Annotated in this window: 20 protein-coding genes and 2 pseudogenes; 9 read left to right on the top strand and 13 right to left on the bottom strand. The window is 64.1% G+C overall.

Annotation, left to right across the window (positions count from 1 at the left end; genetic code table 11):
- Window positions 1–14: 14 nt before the first annotated feature.
- The 3 genes from FJ941_RS16540 to FJ941_RS16530 all read right to left on the bottom strand — a co-directional run bounded on the left by FJ941_RS16540 (window position 15) and on the right by FJ941_RS16530 (window position 3,177).
- Window positions 15–962: an alpha/beta hydrolase gene (locus tag FJ941_RS16540; protein ID WP_140507170.1), complete on the bottom strand. Its 948-nt coding sequence runs from the start codon at window positions 960–962 to the stop codon at window positions 15–17.
- An 18-nt stretch (window positions 963–980) separates the two neighbouring features.
- Entirely contained in the window at window positions 981–1,661 is a 681-nt protein-coding gene (locus tag FJ941_RS16535) for an isochorismatase family protein (protein ID WP_140507168.1), read from the bottom strand.
- A gap of 211 nt (window positions 1,662–1,872) precedes the next feature.
- Complete coding sequence (locus tag FJ941_RS16530) at window positions 1,873–3,177, bottom strand: Xaa-Pro peptidase family protein (RefSeq protein ID WP_140507166.1); 1,305 nt, start codon at window positions 3,175–3,177, stop codon at window positions 1,873–1,875.
- Window positions 3,178–3,676: 499 nt separating this feature from the next.
- On the opposite strand from FJ941_RS16530, the gene FJ941_RS16525 reads away from it, so the two are divergent.
- Window positions 3,677–3,964, top strand: a complete 288-nt coding sequence (locus tag FJ941_RS16525; RefSeq protein WP_140507164.1) for a hypothetical protein — start codon at window positions 3,677–3,679, stop codon at window positions 3,962–3,964.
- A 51-nt stretch (window positions 3,965–4,015) separates the two neighbouring features.
- Here the strand turns inward: FJ941_RS16525 and FJ941_RS16520 are convergent, their stop codons facing one another.
- The 3 genes from FJ941_RS16520 to FJ941_RS16510 form a co-directional block, all read right to left on the bottom strand.
- Window positions 4,016–4,981 (bottom strand): GlxA family transcriptional regulator, encoded by a 966-nt coding sequence (locus FJ941_RS16520; protein WP_140507162.1) that lies wholly within the window; start codon window positions 4,979–4,981, stop codon window positions 4,016–4,018.
- Window positions 4,982–5,079: 98 nt separating this feature from the next.
- Window positions 5,080–6,249, bottom strand: a complete 1,170-nt coding sequence (locus tag FJ941_RS16515) for a PLP-dependent aspartate aminotransferase family protein (protein WP_140507160.1) — start codon at window positions 6,247–6,249, stop codon at window positions 5,080–5,082.
- Window positions 6,246–7,688: a pyridoxal-phosphate dependent enzyme gene (locus tag FJ941_RS16510; protein WP_140507158.1), complete on the bottom strand. Its 1,443-nt coding sequence runs from the start codon at window positions 7,686–7,688 to the stop codon at window positions 6,246–6,248. The genes FJ941_RS16515 and FJ941_RS16510 overlap by 4 nt, the downstream gene beginning before the upstream one ends.
- A gap of 280 nt (window positions 7,689–7,968) precedes the next feature.
- On the opposite strand from FJ941_RS16510, the gene FJ941_RS16505 reads away from it, so the two are divergent.
- Window positions 7,969–8,505, top strand: coding sequence for a hypothetical protein (locus FJ941_RS16505; RefSeq protein WP_140507156.1), 537 nt, complete (start codon window positions 7,969–7,971; stop codon window positions 8,503–8,505).
- A 555-nt stretch (window positions 8,506–9,060) separates the two neighbouring features.
- Here FJ941_RS16505 and FJ941_RS16500 read toward each other — a convergent pair.
- Both FJ941_RS16500 and FJ941_RS16495 read right to left on the bottom strand, forming a co-directional pair.
- Complete coding sequence (locus FJ941_RS16500) at window positions 9,061–10,410, bottom strand: FAD/NAD(P)-binding protein (RefSeq protein ID WP_140507154.1); 1,350 nt, start codon at window positions 10,408–10,410, stop codon at window positions 9,061–9,063.
- A 175-nt stretch (window positions 10,411–10,585) separates the two neighbouring features.
- Window positions 10,586–10,990, bottom strand: a pseudogene (locus FJ941_RS16495) (Rrf2 family transcriptional regulator); the annotation flags it as partial.
- Window positions 10,991–11,393: 403 nt separating this feature from the next.
- On the opposite strand from FJ941_RS16495, the pseudogene FJ941_RS16490 reads away from it, so the two are divergent.
- Window positions 11,394–11,838: pseudogene (locus FJ941_RS16490) on the top strand (ATP-binding cassette domain-containing protein); the annotation flags it as partial.
- 58 nt (window positions 11,839–11,896) lie between these two features.
- Here FJ941_RS16490 and FJ941_RS29000 read toward each other — a convergent pair.
- Entirely contained in the window at window positions 11,897–12,079 is a 183-nt protein-coding gene (locus FJ941_RS29000; protein ID WP_181169829.1) for a hypothetical protein, read from the bottom strand.
- A 309-nt stretch (window positions 12,080–12,388) separates the two neighbouring features.
- Here FJ941_RS29000 and FJ941_RS16480 point away from each other — a divergent pair, with 309 nt between their 5' ends.
- The 4 genes from FJ941_RS16480 (at window position 12,389) to FJ941_RS16465 (ending at window position 15,555) form a co-directional block, all read left to right on the top strand.
- A complete protein-coding gene (locus FJ941_RS16480; RefSeq protein WP_140507150.1) occupies window positions 12,389–12,757 on the top strand; it encodes a septal ring lytic transglycosylase RlpA family protein in 369 nt (122 codons plus the stop codon).
- A 292-nt stretch (window positions 12,758–13,049) separates the two neighbouring features.
- Complete coding sequence (locus FJ941_RS16475; protein ID WP_140507148.1) at window positions 13,050–14,327, top strand: polyhydroxyalkanoate depolymerase; 1,278 nt, start codon at window positions 13,050–13,052, stop codon at window positions 14,325–14,327.
- 158 nt (window positions 14,328–14,485) lie between these two features.
- On the top strand, window positions 14,486–15,100 hold the full coding sequence (locus FJ941_RS16470; RefSeq protein ID WP_140507146.1) for a transglutaminase-like cysteine peptidase: 615 nt from the start codon (window positions 14,486–14,488) through the stop codon (window positions 15,098–15,100).
- 215 nt (window positions 15,101–15,315) lie between these two features.
- On the top strand, window positions 15,316–15,555 hold the full coding sequence (locus FJ941_RS16465; protein ID WP_140507144.1) for a hypothetical protein: 240 nt from the start codon (window positions 15,316–15,318) through the stop codon (window positions 15,553–15,555).
- 95 nt (window positions 15,556–15,650) lie between these two features.
- Here the strand turns inward: FJ941_RS16465 and FJ941_RS16460 are convergent, their stop codons facing one another.
- Genes FJ941_RS16460 through FJ941_RS16445 form a run of 4 tightly spaced genes read right to left on the bottom strand, consistent with a single transcriptional unit; the run spans window position 15,651 to window position 18,398 of the window.
- Window positions 15,651–16,019, bottom strand: coding sequence for a helix-turn-helix transcriptional regulator (locus FJ941_RS16460; protein WP_140507142.1), 369 nt, complete (start codon window positions 16,017–16,019; stop codon window positions 15,651–15,653).
- Window positions 16,020–16,041: 22 nt separating this feature from the next.
- Window positions 16,042–16,572: a Smr/MutS family protein gene (locus tag FJ941_RS16455; protein ID WP_140507140.1), complete on the bottom strand. Its 531-nt coding sequence runs from the start codon at window positions 16,570–16,572 to the stop codon at window positions 16,042–16,044.
- Window positions 16,569–17,669: a murein transglycosylase A gene (locus tag FJ941_RS16450; RefSeq protein ID WP_140507138.1), complete on the bottom strand. Its 1,101-nt coding sequence runs from the start codon at window positions 17,667–17,669 to the stop codon at window positions 16,569–16,571. The genes FJ941_RS16455 and FJ941_RS16450 overlap by 4 nt, the downstream gene beginning before the upstream one ends.
- A gap of 21 nt (window positions 17,670–17,690) precedes the next feature.
- Window positions 17,691–18,398 carry a Tim44/TimA family putative adaptor protein gene (locus FJ941_RS16445; protein WP_140507136.1) on the bottom strand — a complete coding sequence of 236 codons (708 nt, stop codon included), beginning with the start codon at window positions 18,396–18,398 and terminating at the stop codon, window positions 17,691–17,693.
- A 200-nt stretch (window positions 18,399–18,598) separates the two neighbouring features.
- Here FJ941_RS16445 and FJ941_RS16440 point away from each other — a divergent pair, with 200 nt between their 5' ends.
- The gene (locus tag FJ941_RS16440; protein ID WP_027145706.1) at window positions 18,599–19,096 is read left to right on the top strand and encodes an FxsA family protein; all 498 of its coding nucleotides are present in this window, start codon (window positions 18,599–18,601) and stop codon (window positions 19,094–19,096) included.
- A 391-nt stretch (window positions 19,097–19,487) separates the two neighbouring features.
- A complete protein-coding gene (gene secB, locus FJ941_RS16435; RefSeq protein WP_027145705.1) occupies window positions 19,488–19,985 on the top strand; it encodes a protein-export chaperone SecB in 498 nt (165 codons plus the stop codon).
- Window positions 19,986–20,455: the final 470 nt, after the last annotated feature.

Below are 20,455 nucleotides of genomic sequence, written 5' to 3'. Positions count from 1 at the left end.
TCCGGCGAGCGGCCTCAGTAGGGCCACTCCCCCCGGCCCAGCGCGGCGACCGCCGCGACGATACGCCCAAAGGCTTCCGCCGCGGCCGGCACGGTCGTGCGGGCGCGCAAAAAACTGTGCACGAGGCGGGGCTCCTCATCCCACCAGGCTTTGCCGCCGGCTTCCAGGATGCGATCGCGATAGGCCTCGCCGTCCGACGATAGCGGATCGCACTCCGCCGTGATGATCACCGTAGGCGGCAGGCCGGAGAAATCGCGGTCGCGCAACGGCGAGAAGGTCGGATCGTCGGGCGATTGCTTCCTGGCTGACCTGACGTCACGGTAGAAGGCGGCATCGCCTGTCGACAGCAGCGGCGCGTCAGCGTGTTCGACATAGGAGTCCATCGCCTCGTTGCCGCCGAGATCGGGATAGATCAGCACCTGGCCGATCGCGGCGCGCGGATGGTGACGCGCGGCCTGTGCCACCGCCGCCGCCAGGTTGCCGCCGGCACTTTCGCCGCAGAGCACGAGCGGCAGATCGCTTGCAGCCGCCCATTCGAAAGCCGCCAGCGCATCGTCGAAGGCGGCGGGGTGAAGGTGCTCGGGTGCGAGCCGGTAGTCGACCGACAGCACGTCAAAGCCGGTGCCGGCGCAGATTTCGGCGCAGATGTCGTCATGGCTTTCGAGCCCGCCGAGGATGAAGCCGCCGCCGTGGAAATAGAGCACCGTCGCACGCGGCGCCGCGCCGGCGAGCCGGTAGCGGCGGACCGGGATGCCATTCTTCGAAGCGGCGATCAGGCTGTCGCTGGCCTTGACCCCGGGTGGACGGCCCTGGTGGAAAGCCCGGCACATCCTGGCATAGACCGCGCGCTGCTTTTCGACCGGCAGGCCGGCGATTTCGGGCTGATACCAGGCGTTGATGCTGTCGATATAGGCCCAAAGTGCCGGATCGAGCCAAGGTCCGTATTTGCCGCGGCTGGTCATTTCACTCCGAGGGGCACGTCAAAGCTCGGCATAGAGGCGGGCGGCGTTTTCAAAGGTGAAGCGCAGGGGTACGGAGCCCTGGACCTGCCAGACGGTGACCGTCTCGCCGGCCAGCAGCCGGCAGGCGCCGTCGGTGTCGGTGACGGCGCCGCCATAGAGCCGATTGGCAAGGTTGAGGATGCCGGTCTGGTGCATGGCCGCGCTGCCGCTGCCGCAGGCATCCTTGACCAGCAGCACGCGAAAGCCCTTCGCCACCGCGTCCTTGACCGACGCGTCGATGCAGGCCTCGGTCCACACGCCAGCGATGACCAGCCATTCGATGCCGGAAGCCTTGAGCCGGGCGCCCGCCGGACCGGAGCGGAAGGCGCTGGCCTCCGCCTTGATCAGCAGCGCCTCGCCATCCGCCGGCGCCACCTCGCGGCAGATTTCGGTCAGCGGGTCGCTCTTGTCGGAAAAGGCCGACTTGCCGTCTTCGCCGACCGGATGAAAGGGCCGGTCCTGGTTGTCGAGATCGACAATATAGGCCCAGTGCTGAAGCGGCACATGGTTCTGCCGCGCCGTCGCCTGCAGGCGCTGCACATTGGCGAGGATTTTTTCGTAGTCCTCGACGAGATAGCGCGGGTCCTGCCGGTGCTCTTCCTGCAGGTCGATGAAGATGGCGGCCACCGTGCCGCGCTTGATCGAGATAGGGCTTTTCATGCGGATGCGCCTGGGCAGCGGTCGGCCAACGCGAGTTGGCGCAGCCGGTGGCGATTGACCGGCGGCTCCTCGTCATCCACGGGGCGAAGCAGGAGCGAAGCTCCAGAGGTCTGTGCCGCGTCGCCGCGCGCCTTGCTCCTCCCTAGGATGACGAAGCGATGGGCGTTTGCGCCAGCCGAAAAGGCGACGTCACCGAGTGCGGCAGCGGAGCTCAAACCTCTTTCTCCAAAAACTCGTCCTCGTAGGGGAAGCGCGACAGAAGCTCGGTCCCGGTGTCGGTGATCAGGATCTCGTCCTCCAGCTTGACGCCCTCGCGGCCGCCCTTCTCGCCAATATAGCTTTCCACGCTCACCACCATGCCTGGCACGATATGGCCGTCGCGGCCATAGGTCTCGTAATCCATGGCATGCGCGATGAACGGTGTCTCGCCATGCATGCCGACGCCATGCATGACCGAGGTGTAGCGCTGGTCGACGAAGCGGTCCGGAATTTTCCACGCCTTCTCGGCGATCTCGCGGAAGGCCATGCCGGGTTTGACGATCGAAATGTTGTGCTGAACCTGGTCGTGCGCCATGCGGTAGAGCGACTTCTGATAGGGGGTCGGCTTGCCCGGCCCGCAGCGGAAGGTACGCGAGAAGTCCGAGTAGTAGCCATAGCAGCCGATCGTGTCGGTATCGAGCGCCAGCAACTCGCCGGGCCTGATCTTGCGGCCGCTGGCCTCGTTGAACCACGGGTTGGTGCGCTGGCCCGAGGTCAGCAGCCGGGTCTCGATGAACTCGCCGCCCTGGCGGATAACCTCGCCATACATGATGGCGAACAGCTCGTTTTCGGATACGCCGGGCTTGATTGCCTCACGCACCGCATAGACCGCAGCCTCGGCGCCGGCCATCGACACCTGCAGGCATTTCACCTCCTCAGGCGTCTTCACCGCGCGCACGGCCAAAATCTCGCCCTGGCAATCCTTGACCTCGCAGCCGCGCTTTTCAAGCGCCAGCGCCTGCAGGTGGCTGCAGCGGTCGAGCCCGAGCTTCATCGAGCCGCCGCCATGCCTCTTCAACAGTTCGGCGATCTCGTCGGCGAACGGACCGGCGGTTTCGTCGTCGCGGCCCGACACGGAAGACCAGACAAGCTTGGAAGGCCGCGCCTCGTCGATCGTGTCGAGCACCATGGAGACATGGTAGCTCTGCGGATATTCGAACAGCACGATCGGCCCGTCGGTCGGAATGAATAAATAGCGGGTCGAGTTGCGCAGGAAGTAGCCGAACATGTTGCGCGAGCCGGTGGCGTAACGCTGGTTATAGGGGTCGAACAGCACCACGCCGCCATAGCCGGCCTCGCGCATCCAGCCGCGCAGTTTCGCCAGCCGGCCTTTGCGCAAGGCGTCGGCATCGATGAAGGACGGTTCCGTGTCCGACAGCCACATGCCGCCCGCTGGATCAGCCGCCGCCGGGTGGCGCATGCGGTCCTTGAAGTCGACGTCCTCGGTGCTGTCGGGGTCGAATACGACGATGCTCATGGGGGTGCCTGGCCTGGGGTGGGTTGCAAGGCGTGACCATGGCGCAGCAGGCGCGGAGGGATTGTGCGGAAAACCGCGTGGGTTGTGCGGAATGCCGCTACACCTTAGGCCAGAATCATCAACCGAACGATTGAGTTCGATCTTTAGCTGGCGGCCATCGATTGAACTACTGCTAACCGCCCATTGCGGGCCATGCATCATTCGCGGATACTGGTTGCATAATTGAATTGGCCGGACGAAGCTATGAAGCCACTATTGGCAGCGATGTCCAACGTGATGGCATGTATCTGGAGCTTGTTGACCAAGAAAATCACATAGTCGGTGAGATTTTCCTCTCAGATGTCGATGGGAAGATGACCATAACTTATATCAGGCTGATGTGCCTGTTGAAGTGGTCCAATGGATGATTACCCGAGCCAACGTTCGCCTGCCACCAATCGATCCTGTTATCCGCTAACAACAGATCGGGAAGAGTGCTGTGCAAACCTTCAGAGAAAGAATGATCGGCAAATCGATCCGCTCCGTTGAGAGGAGCGAGCCGGGGTTCGGGATCAGCGTTCTTTTCTCCGACGGCACTGGGCTTACCGTTTATACAGAAGTGTCGCTGCGCTTGAGTGACGAAGCCGGCGGTTCGTGTATCGAACGCGTTACATCCACCGATGAAAGGATTACGCTCCACTTGGGTGGGGATGACTTCGTCGCGATTTCGATCGACCGCCAAAAACACGATGCCGTCGAGTTGTTCGTCTACCAAGACACAGACGGCACCTTTGTCGTCGAGAACTAAGCGAACCCCTCTCCGCCCCGTTGGCTACAACCAGCAGGTTGAGTTCTAGCCCTAATGCCTCCTCGCCAGCTTCGGCGGATGCCCATGCTCCTCGCGAAACGCCCGGGCAAAGCTCGACATCGAGGCAAAGCCGCAGGCCAGCGCCACGTCGCGCACGGCCAATGTCGAATGCGCCAGCAGGTCGGCGGCGCGCTTCAACCGGAGCCGCCGGTAGTAGCCGTTGGGCGAGATGGCGAGTTCGGAGCGGAAGCTGCGTTCGAGCTTGTCGGACGACACGCCAAGCCGCGCGGTCAGCTCCGCCATGCCGAGCCGTTCCTCCACCGCATCCTCCATGATGGCGATGGCCGACAGCACAAGCTCGTTTTGCACCCCGGTACGCAGGCGCAGCGGCATCAGCTTGCGGTCGACGCTCGATCGCAAGGGACTGTGCACGAACCACTCGGCGACGCCGGCGGCCAGCTCGGCGCCGTAGTCACGGGTGATGATCTCCAGCATCATGTCGAGGCTGCCGACGCCGCCGGCCGAAGTGAAGCGCTTGCGGTCGATGACATAGAGGTCGCGTCTAAGCTCGATGTTGGGGAAGGCTTCGGTGAAGGCCGCCTGGCTGGTCCAGTGCAAGGTGCAGGCATGGCCGTCGAGCAGGCCCGCGCGCGCCAGGAAGAACGCCGCGTCCGCCACCGCGCCGATATGGGCGCCGGCGCGCAGGCTGCGGCGGATCCAGCTCGCCGCGTCCTCCGCCACGAGGTGATCGGCATCGCCTCCCGAGCAGACCACGATGCGGTCGACCTTGGGTGCGGCCTCGGCGTAAAACCCCGGCTGGATGACGACGCCATTGGAAGCCTCGACCGGATCCTGCGTCGCCCCGACGATGATCCAGCGGTAGCATTCCCGCTTCGCCAGTATGTTGGCGGCGCGCAGCGGCTCGATGACGGAGCTGAACGCCATCATCGGAAAGCCGGGGAACACCAGCACCGCGAAGGTGAGGGGTGCGTCTGTGGGTGGTTCGCGCGTGGCCATGGGCGCTACATCTCGGGCGAATGGCGGTTGGGGTCAATTGCCTATCCGAAACGTTGGCGGCGCCAGCTTCTACTATTGCCTCGCCTCAGCGGAGCCACTCAGCCCTCCAGTGCCTGATCCAGGTCCGCGATAAGATCATCGCCGTCCTCGATGCCCGCCGACAACCGCACCAGCGAATCCGATATGCCGATCTCCGCCCGCTTCCCGGCGGGGATCGAGCCATGCGTCATCAGCGCCGGGTGTTCGATCAGGCTCTCCACCCCGCCGAGGCTTTCGGCCAGCGTGAACAGCTGCGTGCGTTCGAGGAAGCGCTTCGTGCCGGCAAGATCGCGATCGAGCACCGCTGATATCATGCCGCCGAAGGCATGCATCTGCTGGACTGCTATGGCGTGCTGCGGATGGCTGGCAAGGCCGGGATAGATGACGCGGCGCACATCCCTGCGGGCTTCCAGCCATTGCGCGATTTTCAGGCCGTTGGCGCAATGGCGCTCCATCCTGAGCGCCAGGGTCTTCAAACCGCGCAGCGCCAGGAAACTGTCGAACGGACCCGATATGGCGCCGATGGCGTTCTGCAGGAATTTCAGCCGGTCGGCGAGATCTTTGTTGTCGCCGACGACAGCGACGCCGCCGACCATGTCGGAATGGCCGTTCAGATATTTGGTCGTCGAGTGGACGACGATGTCGATGCCGAGCTCCAGCGGCCGCTGGATATAGGGGCTGCAGAAGGTGTTGTCGGCGACCGAGAGGATTCCCTTGCGCCTGGCGAGCGCCGCAACGCCCTCGAGGTCGACGATGCGTAGCAATGGATTGGTCGGCGTCTCGACCCACAGCATCTTGGTCTCCGGCCGGATCGCCGCCTCTACCGCCGCAAGGTCGGTGAAGTCGACGAAGCTCACCTGCAGGTTGGCCGAGCCCTTGCGCACCCGCTCCATCAGCCGGAACGAGCCGCCATAGATGTCGTCGGTGGCGACGATATGGGCGCCGGAATCGAGCAGTTCCAGCACGGTGGCGATCGATGCCAGGCCGGAAGCAAAAGCGAAGGCCGCCGAGCCGCTTTCCAGGTCCGCCACGGCGCGCTCGAAGGCGAAGCGCGTCGGGTTCTGGCTGCGGGCATATTCGAAACCCTTGTGCACGCCGGGCGATTGCTGGCCGTAGGTCGAGGTGGCGTAGATCGGCACCATCACAGCACCTGTCAGCGGATCGTGGCTCTGGCCGCCATGGATGGTGCGGGTGGAGAAGGCCAGGCGGTTCTTGCCGGATGTGGTCATTTTGCGCGGCGCCTCAGATGGTTGATCAGGTCGATACGGGTAATCAGGCCGACGAACTCGTCGCCGTCGAAGATGATGGCGACCTCGTTGCGGTCGAACACCGGCAGCAGCGCGTCCAGCGTCTGGCTGGCCTGCAGCGTGTGCAGGTTGGAGGTCATGGCCGTTCTCACCGGGCCGCTGAAGCGCTCCCAGCGTCCGTCATAGGGACCGTCGACATGGGCCAGGATGTCGCTTTCGTCGACGATGCCGACCAGCTTGCCATTGTCGAGCACCGGCAGTTGCGAGACGTCGGAGCGGCGCATGCGGCCATAGGCGTTGAGCAGGCTCTCGTCCGGGCCGACATAGACCGTGTCGCCGGTGCGGTGGGTGCGCATGACGAGGTCGCGCAGGTCGCCATGCTGCTCGTGTTCGGCCAGCCCCTGCTCGGCCAGCCAGAAATCGTCGAACACTTTTGACAGGTACTTGTTGCCGCTGTCGCAGACGAAGGTGACGACGCGCTTGGGCATCGTCTGTTCGCGGCAATAGCGCAAGGCGGTCGACAGCAGCGTGCCGGAGGAAGAACCGGCCAGGATGCCTTCCCGGGACAACAGATCCCGCACGGCCAGCATGCTCTGCTTGTCCGTGATGGAATAGGCTTTCCTGACCAGCGACAAATCGGCGTTGGGCGGCACGAAATCCTCACCGATGCCTTCGACGGTCCAGCTTCCCGCCTCTTCCATCTTGCCGGTCTTGATCAGCGGCGCCAGCACCGAGCCGACCGGATCGGCCAATACCATCTCCGTCTTCGGCGACGCCTTGGCGAAAAAGCGGCCAAGCCCGGTCAGCGTGCCGCCCGAGCCGACGCCGACCACCACCGCGTCGACATCACCGTCAAGCTGCGCGAAAATCTCCGGGCCGGTGGTCGTCTCATGCGCCAGCGGGTTGGCCGGGTTGGCGAACTGGTTGGCATAGAAGGCGCCGGGCAGTTCAGCAGCGATCTTCTCCGCCATGTCCTGGTAATATTCGGCATGACCCTTGCCGACATCGGAGCGCGTCATGTGCACTTCGGCGCCGAGCGCGCGCAGATGCTGGATCTTTTCGCGCGACATCTTGTCTGGAACCACCAGGATGATGCGGTAGCCCTTGGGGATGCCGACCTGGGCGAGGCCAAGGCCGGTATTGCCGGCGGTCGCCTCGACGATGGAGCCGCCGGGCTTCAGCCTGCCATCCTTCTCGGCCGCCGCGATCATCGACAGCGCTATGCGGTCCTTGATCGAGCCGCCCGGATTCTGGCTCTCGAGCTTGATGAACAGCCGGCATTTTCCCGTGTCGAACTTGGTCAACTCGACGATGGGCGTCTGGCCAATGAGATCGAGCACCGACGCAAAGGGCGGGCGCAGGCGGGATGTTGCGGTGTCCGACGGGGCGCCGTCGGCAGTGGCTTTTCTGTGCTCGCTCATGTCGGAGCCTCCATGGATCAACCTAGCGTCTTTTCCAGCCGATCGCAGTTGGAAAGAAGATAGATCGTGCCAATCCGGCGGCCAGACGGGGAATGAAATTCCAGCGGCCCATCAGGGCGAAGCGGTGCGGTGCCGGATCGAGACGCCGGCGGGACGGCGCCCCCCTTAACGCCCAAGCGCCGCGCCCTCAGGCCCGTTCAACGAACCATCTCGTTCGTTGAAGCCGCCGATTTCGCCATGCTAGCCGAACATACGCCATACCAGCACAAGGAGACGGCCGATGAAGATCCTCGCCTATGACAACTTCAAACCCGGCGTCACCCTCGACGACTTGAAGCCCCATCTGCGCGATGAAGTCTCGAATGTCTGGCGGCTGTGGAAGGCGGGCATTGTGCGCGAAAACTATGCGCGCGCCGATGTCGGCGGCGTTATCATCGTTTTCGAGCTGCAGCGAACCTTCGTTGCCTTCCATGAAGCGGGCAAGGTGGCGGCAGCTCTTTGCCATGGCACGGCGCTGCTGCGCTATGCCAGGCGCGCCGATGGATCGCTGCTCGCCGCCGGCAAGACGGTGACCGGGTTCGCCAATATCGAGGAGGATTTTGCCGACAATGCGACCTGGCGGATGGACGCGCTGGAGCGCGGAAAACATTTGATGCCATGGCGGATCGAGGATGAGCTCAAGGCGATCGGCGCCAACTACATCCAGGCCGGCCTGTGGCGCGCCTTTGCAGTGCGCGACGGCAACCTGATCACCGGCCAGCAGAACTTTTCCGGCGCCGAGACCGCGCGCGCCGTGCGTGAGGCATTGGGCGGCTGAACCGTCTCGTCCGGCGGACAGCGGAAGGGACTTCAGTCTTAGTTGAGCAATAGCTAATATACATATAGCTTGGTCATGCGGGAGACGATCCCAAATCGAAGCCTAACCCGCAATGGCCGGTGCGACCCGCTTTCAACCCAAGCATCCCCGCACCGGCCATTCTTTTTCGTGGGGTAGCCCATGGCCAGCTTGAAATCGCAACCTGGGGGGGTGCGATGTCGGCATTTCGGGGAGGAAATCCAGTCGAAGGCGGGAGCATCGCGCTCCCTTTGGAAGAGGTCTGCGTCAAGCCGTGAATATCTTAATTGGCTAAAGTGCGGAACGTCCAATGGACAAGTCCGGAACGTTTGAAGGCCCCTCGGACCAAGGCCTACCGGTGCGCAAGACCTTAGTCCTGCCGTCTTATAGCTAAGAACGGAAGTTGTTCGGCCCAGATAGGGCCACCTGGGCTAAATACCAGACTGCACTCAGCCGACTATGGTGCGATCGCGGAAGACGCTTTCGGGTTGAGCCGGATGCGGGTCTGCCAAATATACGATCGCCGCCGGAATTGCTCTATCCCAGCAACAGCTTGCTCAGCCTGGCGCACTGGACGCGGATATCGGGAATGGCGTCGATCTCGAAGAAGGTGCCGCGCGTCAGCGGCCCGACGGCGAGGATTTTTCGCGAGACGGTGCCGTCGGCGGCGATAATCTCGCAATTGGCCGAGACGTCGAGGCCGATGCGCAGCGGATCGGGACGCGCCAGGCCGCGGTCGACCAGCGAGCGCACCACGCTGTTCGACGAGGTCGAGATGTCGCGCACGATGCCGGAGCAATCATAGATGCGGGCGACGTCGAATGTTTCGAGACGCTGTGTGTGGCGCGACTGGACCTCGACCGCGAAGCCGTCGCCCGGCGTGACGCCGACGACGCGCCCGGCGATCGGCCGGATGCGTCCCGATTGCACGGCCTCCGTCACCCTGGCGTAGACCTCGGGTGCCATGCGATGGCGATGGATGTCCCACCAGGCCTTGGTGTGTTCGACGAAGCGGCGCTTGGCCGAGGCGGGCCAGTTCTGCCAGATCTTCTGGTTGAAGGGGCGCAGGCCGTCGACGACGTCGCGCCAGTCGACGCCGGCCTTCTGGTTCTCGCGGATGAGGTCGCGGAACCAGCCGACGAAATAGGAGAGCTGGGTGCCGAGCGGGATATCGGCGACGTCGAGCTTGATCGGATTGCCCTTGCGGTGCGGCGAGGGCAGCAGGCCGCGCCGCGACACCGCGATGATGTCGCCGCGATGGCCGCGCTGCTCCAGGGAAAGGAAGGCATCGACCATGCTGAGCCCGGTGCCCAGCACCACGATCCGGCTGTCCGGATCGAGCGCGGTATCGGCCTCCGAGCCCAGCCGGATCGCATGGCCCTGCGCGGGCTGTTCGTCATGGCCGGTGGCGAGCACAGCAAGATGGGCAACCACGCTGGTGCCGTTGGCGAGCGCCACCTCGACGCCGGATCCGGTGGGCGAAATCGACAGGCTCTCCTCGCGGATCAGGCGCAGCCGGCCCGTCTCGCGCTCGCGCGTCTCCAGATCGTCGAGCAATTCCTTGAGATAGCGCGCATAGAGGCTGCGCGGCGCGTAGACCGGAGCCTGCTCCGGTGTCGCCAGCCCCCGTTCCAGCAGCCAGCGCCAGAAATTGCCGGGATCGTCGGCATAGGCGCTCATGCCGGCCGCACTGACATTCAGCACATGCGCCGACAGCAGCGTCGAATAGGCGATGCCCTGGCCGAAATGCGGGCGCTTTTCGATCAGTGTGACGCGCAGGTCCGGATTGGGCGATTTGAGCAGATGGGCGGCCAGCACGACGCCGCTGGCGCCGCCGCCGACGATGATGATGGAACTGGGGGTGATGGAAACGGTCTGCCCGGTCATGCGCAAGCGAGCCCCGTGCCAAGCGCCGGCTTCAGGCCTTGACCTTCACCACGACCGGCAGGTCGTTCCGCGCGACCGGGAGGTCGCTCATGCCCAACGCGATCGTAAGATCGTCGGCGTCCGACGCGATCGTAAGATCGTCGGCGTCCCTCGCGATCGTAAGATCGTCGGCGATGTCGCGCATCTCGGCGAGGCTGCGCTGGTCGAGCACCTCGGCGATCGCCTGCCGGACCTCGAGCATCAGATGTCGGACTTGGCATGTCGCCTCGTTGCAGTCTTCACAGCGCTGATATTGTGTGCGGCTGGCGCAGGGGATCGGGGCCAGCGGCCCGTCGAGGACGCGCACGACGTGGCCGACCCTGATCTCGTCGGCGGGCCGCGCCAGGCGGTAGCCGCCCTCCTTGCCCTTGCGGCTCTGGACGAAGCCGGCATTGCGCAACTCGCCGAGAATGGCGTCGAGAAACTTCTTCGGGATGTTGTTGCCGGTCGCGATATCGCCGACGAAGGCGAGCTGTCCGGCCGGCATCCGCGCGAGATGGACGAGCGCCTTGAGGCCGTACTTGCCTTTTTTGGTGAGCATGAACCGAACGTTTCTCTGTCATGCGATGGCCCTAGGCCATCCGTTGCGAAACGCCTGGCGTGCCTCCCCGCCGCGCCGAAGCATCCATAACACATAAATTCTAGTGACATGATATACAAGCTAATTGCGGTTGATCTTGCTTGGTTTTCAAGCCGTTGCGGTGACTTTAGGCCCGCCTTGTGACGCCAGGGACACAGAAGCGTGGCTTGCCTGCACGGAGGCTTGCAGCCGGGATCCGACGACGCCAGCAATTGCCCGATAGGCGGGGTGTGGCCTGTCATCGTCGATCACTCCTATGTCGATAAGGTTACTATACTTAATCATCGGCGCGCGGAACCTGATTCTGAATTCTCCCATATTTGAAGCATCGATTTGCTGGAGGAGGTGCCAAATCGGAATTCTCGTTCAGGTCGGGTTGACCGGCATCGCTTCCGGCTCGGAAGCAAGGCAACGCGCGCTCGGCATTCTAGGCGAGGTTGGCCTCGCCGACCGAGCCGATGAATGGCCCTCGGTGCTGTCCGGCGGCCAGAAGCAGCGCGTGGCGCTGGCCCGCGCTGGTCGGTCCCCCGCAGGTCCTGGCGCTCGACGAGCCGCTCGGGGCGCTCGACGCGCTGACCCGTATCGAGATGCAGCAATTGCTTGAGCGTATCTGGATTGCCCAGAAATTCACCGCCGTGCTGGTCACGCATGATGTTGCCGAAGCGGTTGCGCTCGCCGACCGGGTGGTGGTGGTCAGCGGCGGCAAGATCGCGCTCGATCTGGATGTGCCGGTGGAACGGCCGCGCCGCCGCGGTTCCGCCGAGCTTGCGCGTCTCGAAGGCAGGATTCTCGACCAGCTGTTCGGTTAAGGTCATTTCGGAAAAGTATGAAACGACTTTTCCGTCGGGATCGCGCCAAACAAGAATTTCAGGGCGAACGGTTCGCCCACACCAGCCCGGCCAGGCCGGCCAGCATGGCGGCGAGACCGATATAGAGCCATTGCGACTGGCCGGTCATGAAGCTGCCGCCGACCAAGCCGCTGCCTTGCAGAGACCACAGGGCGCCCATGGCCAGAACGATCATGGCCAGCAGATTTTTGGTCAGTCTCATTGTTGGATCCCGTTTTTCAAGTCGATCGATTGCGGCGCTATCGCCGTGATGAAAGAGCCGAAGGAAGTGGCCAGATCGTGCAGACTTCTATTTGGAGATCAACGCTGGATCTTGTCATAAAAGTCCTTCGTGCCGATCAAAACATGATCGAAACTGGTTTCGGCGCGCCAAAAAGTCCCTGACAGACTGTTACCCGATGACTCCAAACGTGTGATCTTGCCATGGAACCGCCAAATCACCGCCGCATTTCGTGCCTTATTCTTTTCCTAACGGCTGGGGTCTGTCAAAAAACGGAGCCATCCCCCAAATATGAAGACCCCAAAACAGACTGCGCTTGTCGCGGTAACGATCGCTGTTGGCCTGATGGTCGGCGCCTCCGCCACTTCGGCAACCGCCGCCACCGGTCAGTGTGGCCGCGCTTCCTGGTACGCGCTGCACTCGAAAACCGCATCGGGCGAGCGTATGAACCCCTCGGGGCTGACCGCCGCCCATCGCACGCTGCCTTTCGGCACCAAATTGCGGGTCACCAACAAGAACAACGGCCGCAGCGTCGTGGTGCGCATCAACGATCGTGGTCCCTTCATCAAGGGCCGCGTGCTCGACCTGTCGAAGGGCGCCGCCGGCCAGCTCGGCTTCATCGGCTCCGGTCAGACTTCCGTCTGCATGGCGCGCGTCTGATCTGATCTTCTCCTGACCATGATCTCTCCCGCACCGCGGGCCAGCGGAGCAAAACGGGAACTCTCGGGATCATGGTCGGTATCCGGTGCGAAGGCCTGACACATATCCTACACATTTCGGCACTGCACATTGAGCCGGCTGTGCCGTCTGGCGCCGGTTTTCAAGGCTTTGGACGAAATTAGCATTAGTCACGCCACGTGACGTATTGCATCGCAGCAATTAGTTGTTAACTTCCCCGCGAGACATCTAGGGATCGGCGCTGTTCGTCATCTCTTCGGTCGCGGGGTAACGGATGTTCTACCAGCTCTACGAAATGAACCATGCCGCCCTGCAGCCGGCGCGGCTCTATGCCGACGCGGTCCGGTTGTTCTATTCCAATCCGCTCAACCCGGTTTCGCATACGCATTGGGGCCGTTCGGTCGCGGCAGGCGCCGAACTGTTCGAGCGCACCACGCGCCGCTACAGCAAGCCGCAATTCGGCCTGGACAAGACCGTGGTCGACTGGAAGAGCGTCGCTGTCACCGAAAAGACAGTCTGGTCGAAGCCGTTCTGCAATCTCGTCCGTTTCGAGCGCGCCGTTCCAGCCGGACGCAAGGCCGACCCGAAGCTTTTGATCGTGGCGCCGATGTCGGGCCATTACGCGACGCTGCTGCGCGGCACGGTCGAGGCGATGCTGCCCTATGCCGATGTCCATATCACCGACTGGGTCGATGCCCGCATGGTGCCGCTGGCCGATGGCAGCTTCGATCTCGACGACTATATCGACTACGTCATCGACATGCTGCACACGCTGGGTCCGGACACGCATGTGATGGCCGTGTGCCAGCCTTCCGTGCCGGTGCTTGCGGCTGTGGCGCTGATGGAGGCGAAGGGCGACCCTTTCGTCCCTTCGACGATGACCCTGATGGGCGGGCCGATCGACACCCGCCGCAACCCGACCGCCGTCAATCTGCTGGCCAAGGAAAAGGGCATCGACTGGTTCCGCGACAACGTCGTCATGCGCGCGCCTTGGCCGGTGCCGGGCTTCGGCCGCGAGGTTTATCCCGGTTTCCTGCAGCTTTCGGGTTTCATGAGCATGAATCTCGACCGCCACATCATCGCTCACAAGGAGTTCTTCATGCACCTTGTGAAGCACGATGGCGACAACGCCGAAAAGCACCGTGACTTCTATGACGAATATCTGGCGGTGATGGACCTGACGGCGGAGTTCTACCTGCAGACCGTCGACACCGTCTTCGTGCGCCATGCCCTGCCCAAGGGCGAGATGACGCATCGCGGCACCAGGATCGATCCGTCGGTTATCCGCAACGTCGCCCTGTTCACGGTCGAGGGCGAGAACGACGACATTTCGGGCCTTGGCCAGACCAAGGCGGCGCAGGACCTGTGCGTCAACATCCCCGCCGACAAGAAGGCGCACTATGTGCAGCCGGCGGTCGGCCATTACGGCGTCTTCAACGGCTCGCGCTTCCGCTCGGAGATCGTGCCGCGCATCGTCGACTTCATCACCAGCTATGGCCGCCAGACCCGGGTGGCGGTGAAGCCAAAACTGGTCCGCACCGCCAAGCGGTAGGCGTTTTGAAACAGGGCCGGCCGCGGATCCGATTCTGTTGCGTAAGTGCCGCTGTCGCTCCCCGCGGGTAACCATGCCGCAAATCAACTCGATGTCTTAATTGACACGGAGTGTAAATCGCCCTTAACGTTTCGTTAACAACAGGGCGAGCGGGGACAATGAATTCCTCAATCACGCGAAGGCTGCGCGTATGCGCGGCAGCCGGGCTGGCGTTAACGGGGGGCTGGATGACACCGGCCCGGGCTTCGGACGCGATGGCGACCGGGGGCCTCACCTCGCAGCCGATCGGCCATTACGATTTCTGCAAGCAGCGGCCAGGCGAATGCTCGATCCGCCCGGCCAATCTCGCGCCGGCGGTCCTGACCGACGGGTTGATGCGCAAGCTGGTCAACGTCACCGCCAGGGTCAATGCCGCCGTCAAGCCGATGAGCGACATGGACATCTACGGCAAGGACGAGGTCTGGGCCTATCCCGACAAGGGCGTCGGCGACTGCGAGGATTACGTGCTGGAGAAGCGGCGCCAGCTGTCCCGCATGGGCATGTCGCTCGCCGATCTCTTGATGACCGTGGTGCGCAAGCCCGACGGGGAAGGCCACGCCGTGCTGACCGTGCGCACCGACGGCGGCGACTATGTGCTCGACAATCTGACCGACAAGGTCAAGCTCTGGGACGAGACCGGCTACCGCTTCCTCAAGCGCCAGGCGATCGACAACACCGGCCGCTGGGTCTCGATCCGCGGCGGCCAGCAGGTTCTGGTGGGCTCGCTACAGTAGGGGAAAGCCGCCCGGTTAGGGCTGCGCACTCTCAGCGCTTCGTCATCCTCGGGTCTACGCGTCCGCTTCGCTCCCGCTCCGCCCGTGGATGACGAAGACGAGGAGGCTCCGCCGCGCACCTCCGTCCAAAAAATTCGCACCTCTCCGTGAACCATTTCCGTTCGCCCGGCGACACACAGCCGTGGACGATAGAAACCCAACCATGGAGACCTCGAATGACTGCTTTTCTGCGCAACCCCCTTCTCGCCGCCGCTGCCGTTTCGGCCCTGACCGGATCCGCTCTGGCCGGCCAGACCATTCCAACCTGCGCCAACACCAACCTCAACGACCTGTGGGCCGGCCGCTGTTGCGGCGTCGCCGGCGCATCGGACTGCCTGGGCGGCGGACATGGCGGCCAGAATCATGGCGATCATGGCCGTGGCGGCAATGGCGGCAGCACGGCCGGCAAGAAATGATCTCACCACGGCTGCCCGCCGGCTGCTCGCCGGCGGGCGCTGTTTGCTATCGGGCGATCGCCCGGCCGCCGTAAAGTCCGGGCGCAAACCCGCTTCTAGGATCGCCGGCCGAGTGCCGCGCGGATCGACGCGGTGATGCGCAGAAGCGCGGCCTCATCCAGCTTTTCGATGTTCTCGGCCAGAAGATTGGCAAGTTCGGTGGCGGCGGGGGAAAGACCCGACGTATCGAGTTTCACGCGCGGATGCGAGGTTTCGGCCAGCCGCGCCAGTTCCTCGGCGTCGTCCCAGATGATGTTGAAATAGCCGATGATCTTCTGGATCAGCGTCCAGGTCGGCGCGCCGCGCCTGCCATGCTCGAGCGCCGACAGATAGGCGGCGCTGACGCCGATCGCCGCCGCCATGTCTTTCTGGCTGACGCCGCGTTCGGCCCTCAGCGCGCGCAGCTTCTCGCCGAACGGCGTCATGCGCCCGGCCTCCTGAGAGCCCTCATGAGCGTGCCCGCCGCAGCCTGATATAGAGCGCGCCCGAGCCGCCATGGTTGCGGGCGGCATGGTCGTGGCTGGAGACCAGCGGCCGGAACGCCGGTGTCGACAGCCAGGCCGGCACGGCGCGCCGCAGGACGCCATCGCCGCCCGAGGACGACCCCTTGCCGGTGATGACCAGCACATAGCGGACGCCGCCGGCATGCGCCCGGTGCAGAAACGAGAACAGCAGCGAATAGGCCTCGTCCTGCGTCATGCCATGCAGGTCGACGCGGCCCTCGATCGGCAGCCGGCCTTTTTGCAACTTGTCCAGCGTCGGCTCGTCGAGCCGGTGCGTGACATGCTGGACCTTCGGCTTTGCCGCGCCCGACGCGTTGGCAACGGGCTGGGCCGGTTGCGAGGGCGTTGGCCTGGCATCGACGGCCAAATCTGGAATGTCGACGGCGGCGCGGCCCTTGAGCGGCTTGGCGGTGCGCGCCACCAGGCTCCACAGCACCCGGTCATCCTCGCTGAGTTTATCCGGGCGCTTGCTCATTTTGCGCCCCCGGCCAGCGCGCGTGGCACCAGCGCGTAAAAATCGGCGGCGTTGCGCACCACCCCCGCGATCTCGCCAGCGGCATCGCCCGAGCCGGCGAACAGGTCGCCGCGCGCCGGCCCGGTGATGGCCGAGCCGGTGTCCTGCGCGATCATCAGCCGCCGGAACGGGCTTTTGTCGAAGGCGGCAAGCGTCGGCGCGTCGATGTAAAAAGGCGTGCCGAATGTATGCAGCAGCCGGTCGACGGCCATCGAGCGGCCCGGCGTCAGCGGCACCTTGGCGGCCGCGATCGGCCCCAGCGCGGCGTCGTCCACCGCGGCCTCGCGAAAGAAGATATAGGAGCGGTTCTGCCACAGGATCTCGTCGACCCGCTCCGGATGCGCGTTGAACCAGGCGCGGATCGACTGCATCGTCACGTCGGCGAGCGGAATTTCGCGCAGCTCGCTCAGGATTTTGCCCGGCCCGGTGAAACGCTGGCCGGATTTGGCGGCGTAGGTGACGCGGCAAAGCCGGCCATCGGTCATGGCAAGCCGCGCCGCGCCTTGCACATGGATGAAGAAGGCGTCGACCTTGTCGGCCAGCCAGGCGATCTCCAGCCCCTGGCCGGCGAGCGCGCCGCGCTCGATCGCGCCACGGTCGGGATATTCGGTCAGCCCGTCGGCGGTCCGGCGGGCGAAGGCAAGGTAAGGATCCATCCCGGCGGACCGGTTGGCGTCGTCGACATCGACGAGGTCGGCCGGACGCGACAGCAGCGGCACGGCAAAATGCTCGCTCCGTACCGGCGAGGCCTCGACTTGAGGCTCGTAGAAGCCGGTGACGAGGCCGGCGCCGGTCTCCGGCCGGACCAGCATGGGCACGAAATGGCGTTCGAAGAAGGCGCGGGCCTCGGATCGGTTCGCCGGCGCGGCGCCGCGCGCTTGCGCATAGGCCTCGGCGAAGGCGCCGAAATCGACACCCAGCGCACCGCTGCGATAGGCTTTTACCGGCACATGGAAGGCGGAGCGGGCAAAGGCCTCGAAGGCCGGCAGATGGTCGTCGTCACCCCAACCGGGCAGGTCGCCGAAGGACCTTTCAACAAGGAGGGGCGACAGCGACACCGGAGCCCGCCTGTTCCGGACTCAGTCTTCTTCTTCGGTGGCGACGAGCTTCCAGTTCGGATCGCGTGAGCGCGTGTCGCGGGCGAAGGTCCAGACATCCTTGACCTCGGCCACCGTTTCGGGGTCGCCGTCGATGACCGTGCCGGCCTGGTCGCGCGTCGCCGAGATCAGTTCGCTGATGATGCGCAGCGTCACATGCGCCTCGCCGCCCTTCATCTCGGCCGAGACGATGTCGGCCTTGTCGATGCCGACGAAGGAGGACTGGATTTTTTCCGACTTGGCCTCGCGCTCGCCGATCGCAGCGACGAAGCCGTCATATACCTCGCGCGACAGAAGGTTCTTCAGCGTTTTGCGGTCGCCGTCGGCATAGGCCATGACGATCATCTCATAGGCCATCTTGGCGCCGTCGACGAACCCCTTGGGGTCGAAGGACGGATCATTGTCCTTGATCGCGCGCAGGCCTTTGTTGAGATCGGTGTCGGGCTTGGCGAAGGCGTCGATGGCCGTATAGGTGTCTGCCGGCACCGGCTCCCCGGGCGCCCGCTTGCGCGGCAGCGAAACCACGTTTTCGGGCTTCTGCGTGGCGTCCTTGTCGGTGCGCGCCGCCGTATATGGATCGAAGGGCGGCCGCTCGCTACCGGTCCGACGGCCCAGCACGTTGCGCAGCTGGAAGAAGATCACCACCGCCGCGATCAGGAAGAAAATCGTGCCGAAGTCGAAGAAGCCCATATTTTCCGCCAATCAATCCCTGCCTCTAGGCCGGACCGTCCCAGCCGGCAGGCCGCGGTCGCATAGCGTTCACCATTCAAAGCATATAGAACGCAAGGCGCAATCATTCAAATCAAAGGCAGGCATACCTATCTAACAGCCTCCGTGCCAGCGGCGATTGGTCGCCGGCGGGACAAAACAATCGAATGGTCGGTAAAGACTTGCGCATTTCGCTGCTTCCCTTCTTTCTCCTCGCGCTTCCGTTGCTGGAAATCGCCGGTTTCGTCGTCGTCGGCCGTGAGGTCGGCGCGCTGGCCACGGTCGGCCTGGTGCTGGCATCGAGCTTCGCCGGCGTGCTTTTGCTGCGCCACCAGGGTTTCGGCGTCATGACCCGCATCCGCGCCGAGATGGCTGCCGGCCGCGACCCCAGCGGCCAGCTCGCCCATGGCGCCATGATCGTGGTCGCGGCGATCCTTTTGATCATCCCCGGCTTCATCACCGACATCATCGGCCTGCTCCTGTTCCTGCCGCCGGTGCGCGACCTTGCCTGGAGCAGGCTGAAAGGCCGCATCGTCGTGGCCACCGATTTCTCCACCGGCGGCTTCCGTCGCCAGCGCGACAAGGTCATCGACCTCGAAGACGGCGACTATTCGCGCGAGGACGACCTGAAGCGCGGCCCGGACCACAACTCGCCGTGGCGGCGGCTGAAGGACGACTGAGGCTTCTCTTCGCCATCCTGGGGCGGAGCAAGGAGCGGAGCGACGCGGCGTAGACCCCAGGATCCATGCCGTGACATGGACGCGCTGCGACGGTGCAGAATTTTTGCTCTGCTTTAACTCGAAGTCCGTCGCAGCGAAGTCACTTGCAAGTTGTGCGTCGGCCATTCGGCTGCTTCGAGCCGCTGCATTCCTTGGCCGGTGTCGCGGCATGGATCCCAGGGTCTCCGCTACGCCGCTGCGCGCCTGCTTCGTCCGGGGATGACGACGCGACAAGCAAGGCGGCAAACCTTGTCTTGTCATGCCGGCCATGGTAGCGAACGCCCGATTTCAATTCGGTCAGCCCCGATTATTCGGTGAGCGAGACTGCACAGGGGAAAAAGGATATCGGCTCATGGCCAGCAATGATGACGCGCCGGTCGGCGCCAACGGCAACGGCAACGCGACGCAGCCCTCGCTCAACGTCCTGGCCCAGTATGTCAAGGACCTGTCCTTCGAAAGCCCCGGCGCGCCGAACTCGCTGCGCGGCCGCGACAAGGCGCCCGGCATCGCCATCAACGTCAACGTCAACGCCAACCCGCTCTCCGACAAGCAGTTCGACGTCAACCTGACGCTGAACGCCAAGGCTTCCTTCGACCAGGAAGTGCTGTTCAACGTCGAGCTGGTCTATGGCGGCGTCTTCGCCATTTCGGGCTTCCCGCAGGAGCACATGCTGCCGATCCTGTTCATCGAATGCCCGCGCCTTCTGTTCCCCTTCGCCCGCCAGATCATCGCCGAGGCGACGCGTAATGGCGGCTTCCCGCCGCTGATGCTCGACCCGATCGATTTCGCGCAGATGTTCCAGCAGAAGATCGCCGAGGACCAGGCCGCATCGCAGACCAAGGTGAGCTGAGGCTCGGCTTAAACGGATGTCTCGAAAAACCCGGCCTCGTGCCGGGTTTTTTGTTGGCGTAGGCTTGGCGTCGCCCTGGCGCCACCGCCTCTCTCTTCGTCATCCTATGGCGGAGCAAGGAGCGAAGCGACGCGGCGCAGACCATAGGATCCATGCCGGGACTCCCGAGCGTTGCCACGGTCCAGAAGCTGCTCCGCTGCACTCCACGGCTGAGGTCGCGGCATGGATCCTCGGGTCTGCGCGTCCGCTTCGCTACCGCTCCGCCCGTGGATGACGAAGGAGAGGCCGTGGAGCGTCCCCTGCCAGTCCTGCGGAGCGCCGCACAACTCCTGCGGATTCCAGAACATTTCCTCTCGTTACCCCGCTTTATCATTCCCTCTCGGCAATGGCGCCCCGGCGGTCGCAGCCGCCCCCGCATTGGCGAGCCTGTGATGACCGCCGGGCACTTGTGGGCGGCATGCACCAACAAA

Source organism: Mesorhizobium sp. B2-3-13, from assembly GCF_006442195.1.
GTDB lineage: Bacteria > Pseudomonadota > Alphaproteobacteria > Rhizobiales > Rhizobiaceae > Mesorhizobium > Mesorhizobium salmacidum.
Note: the sequence above shows the minus strand (reverse complement) of the source record. Positions and strands in the feature narration are given on the sequence as shown.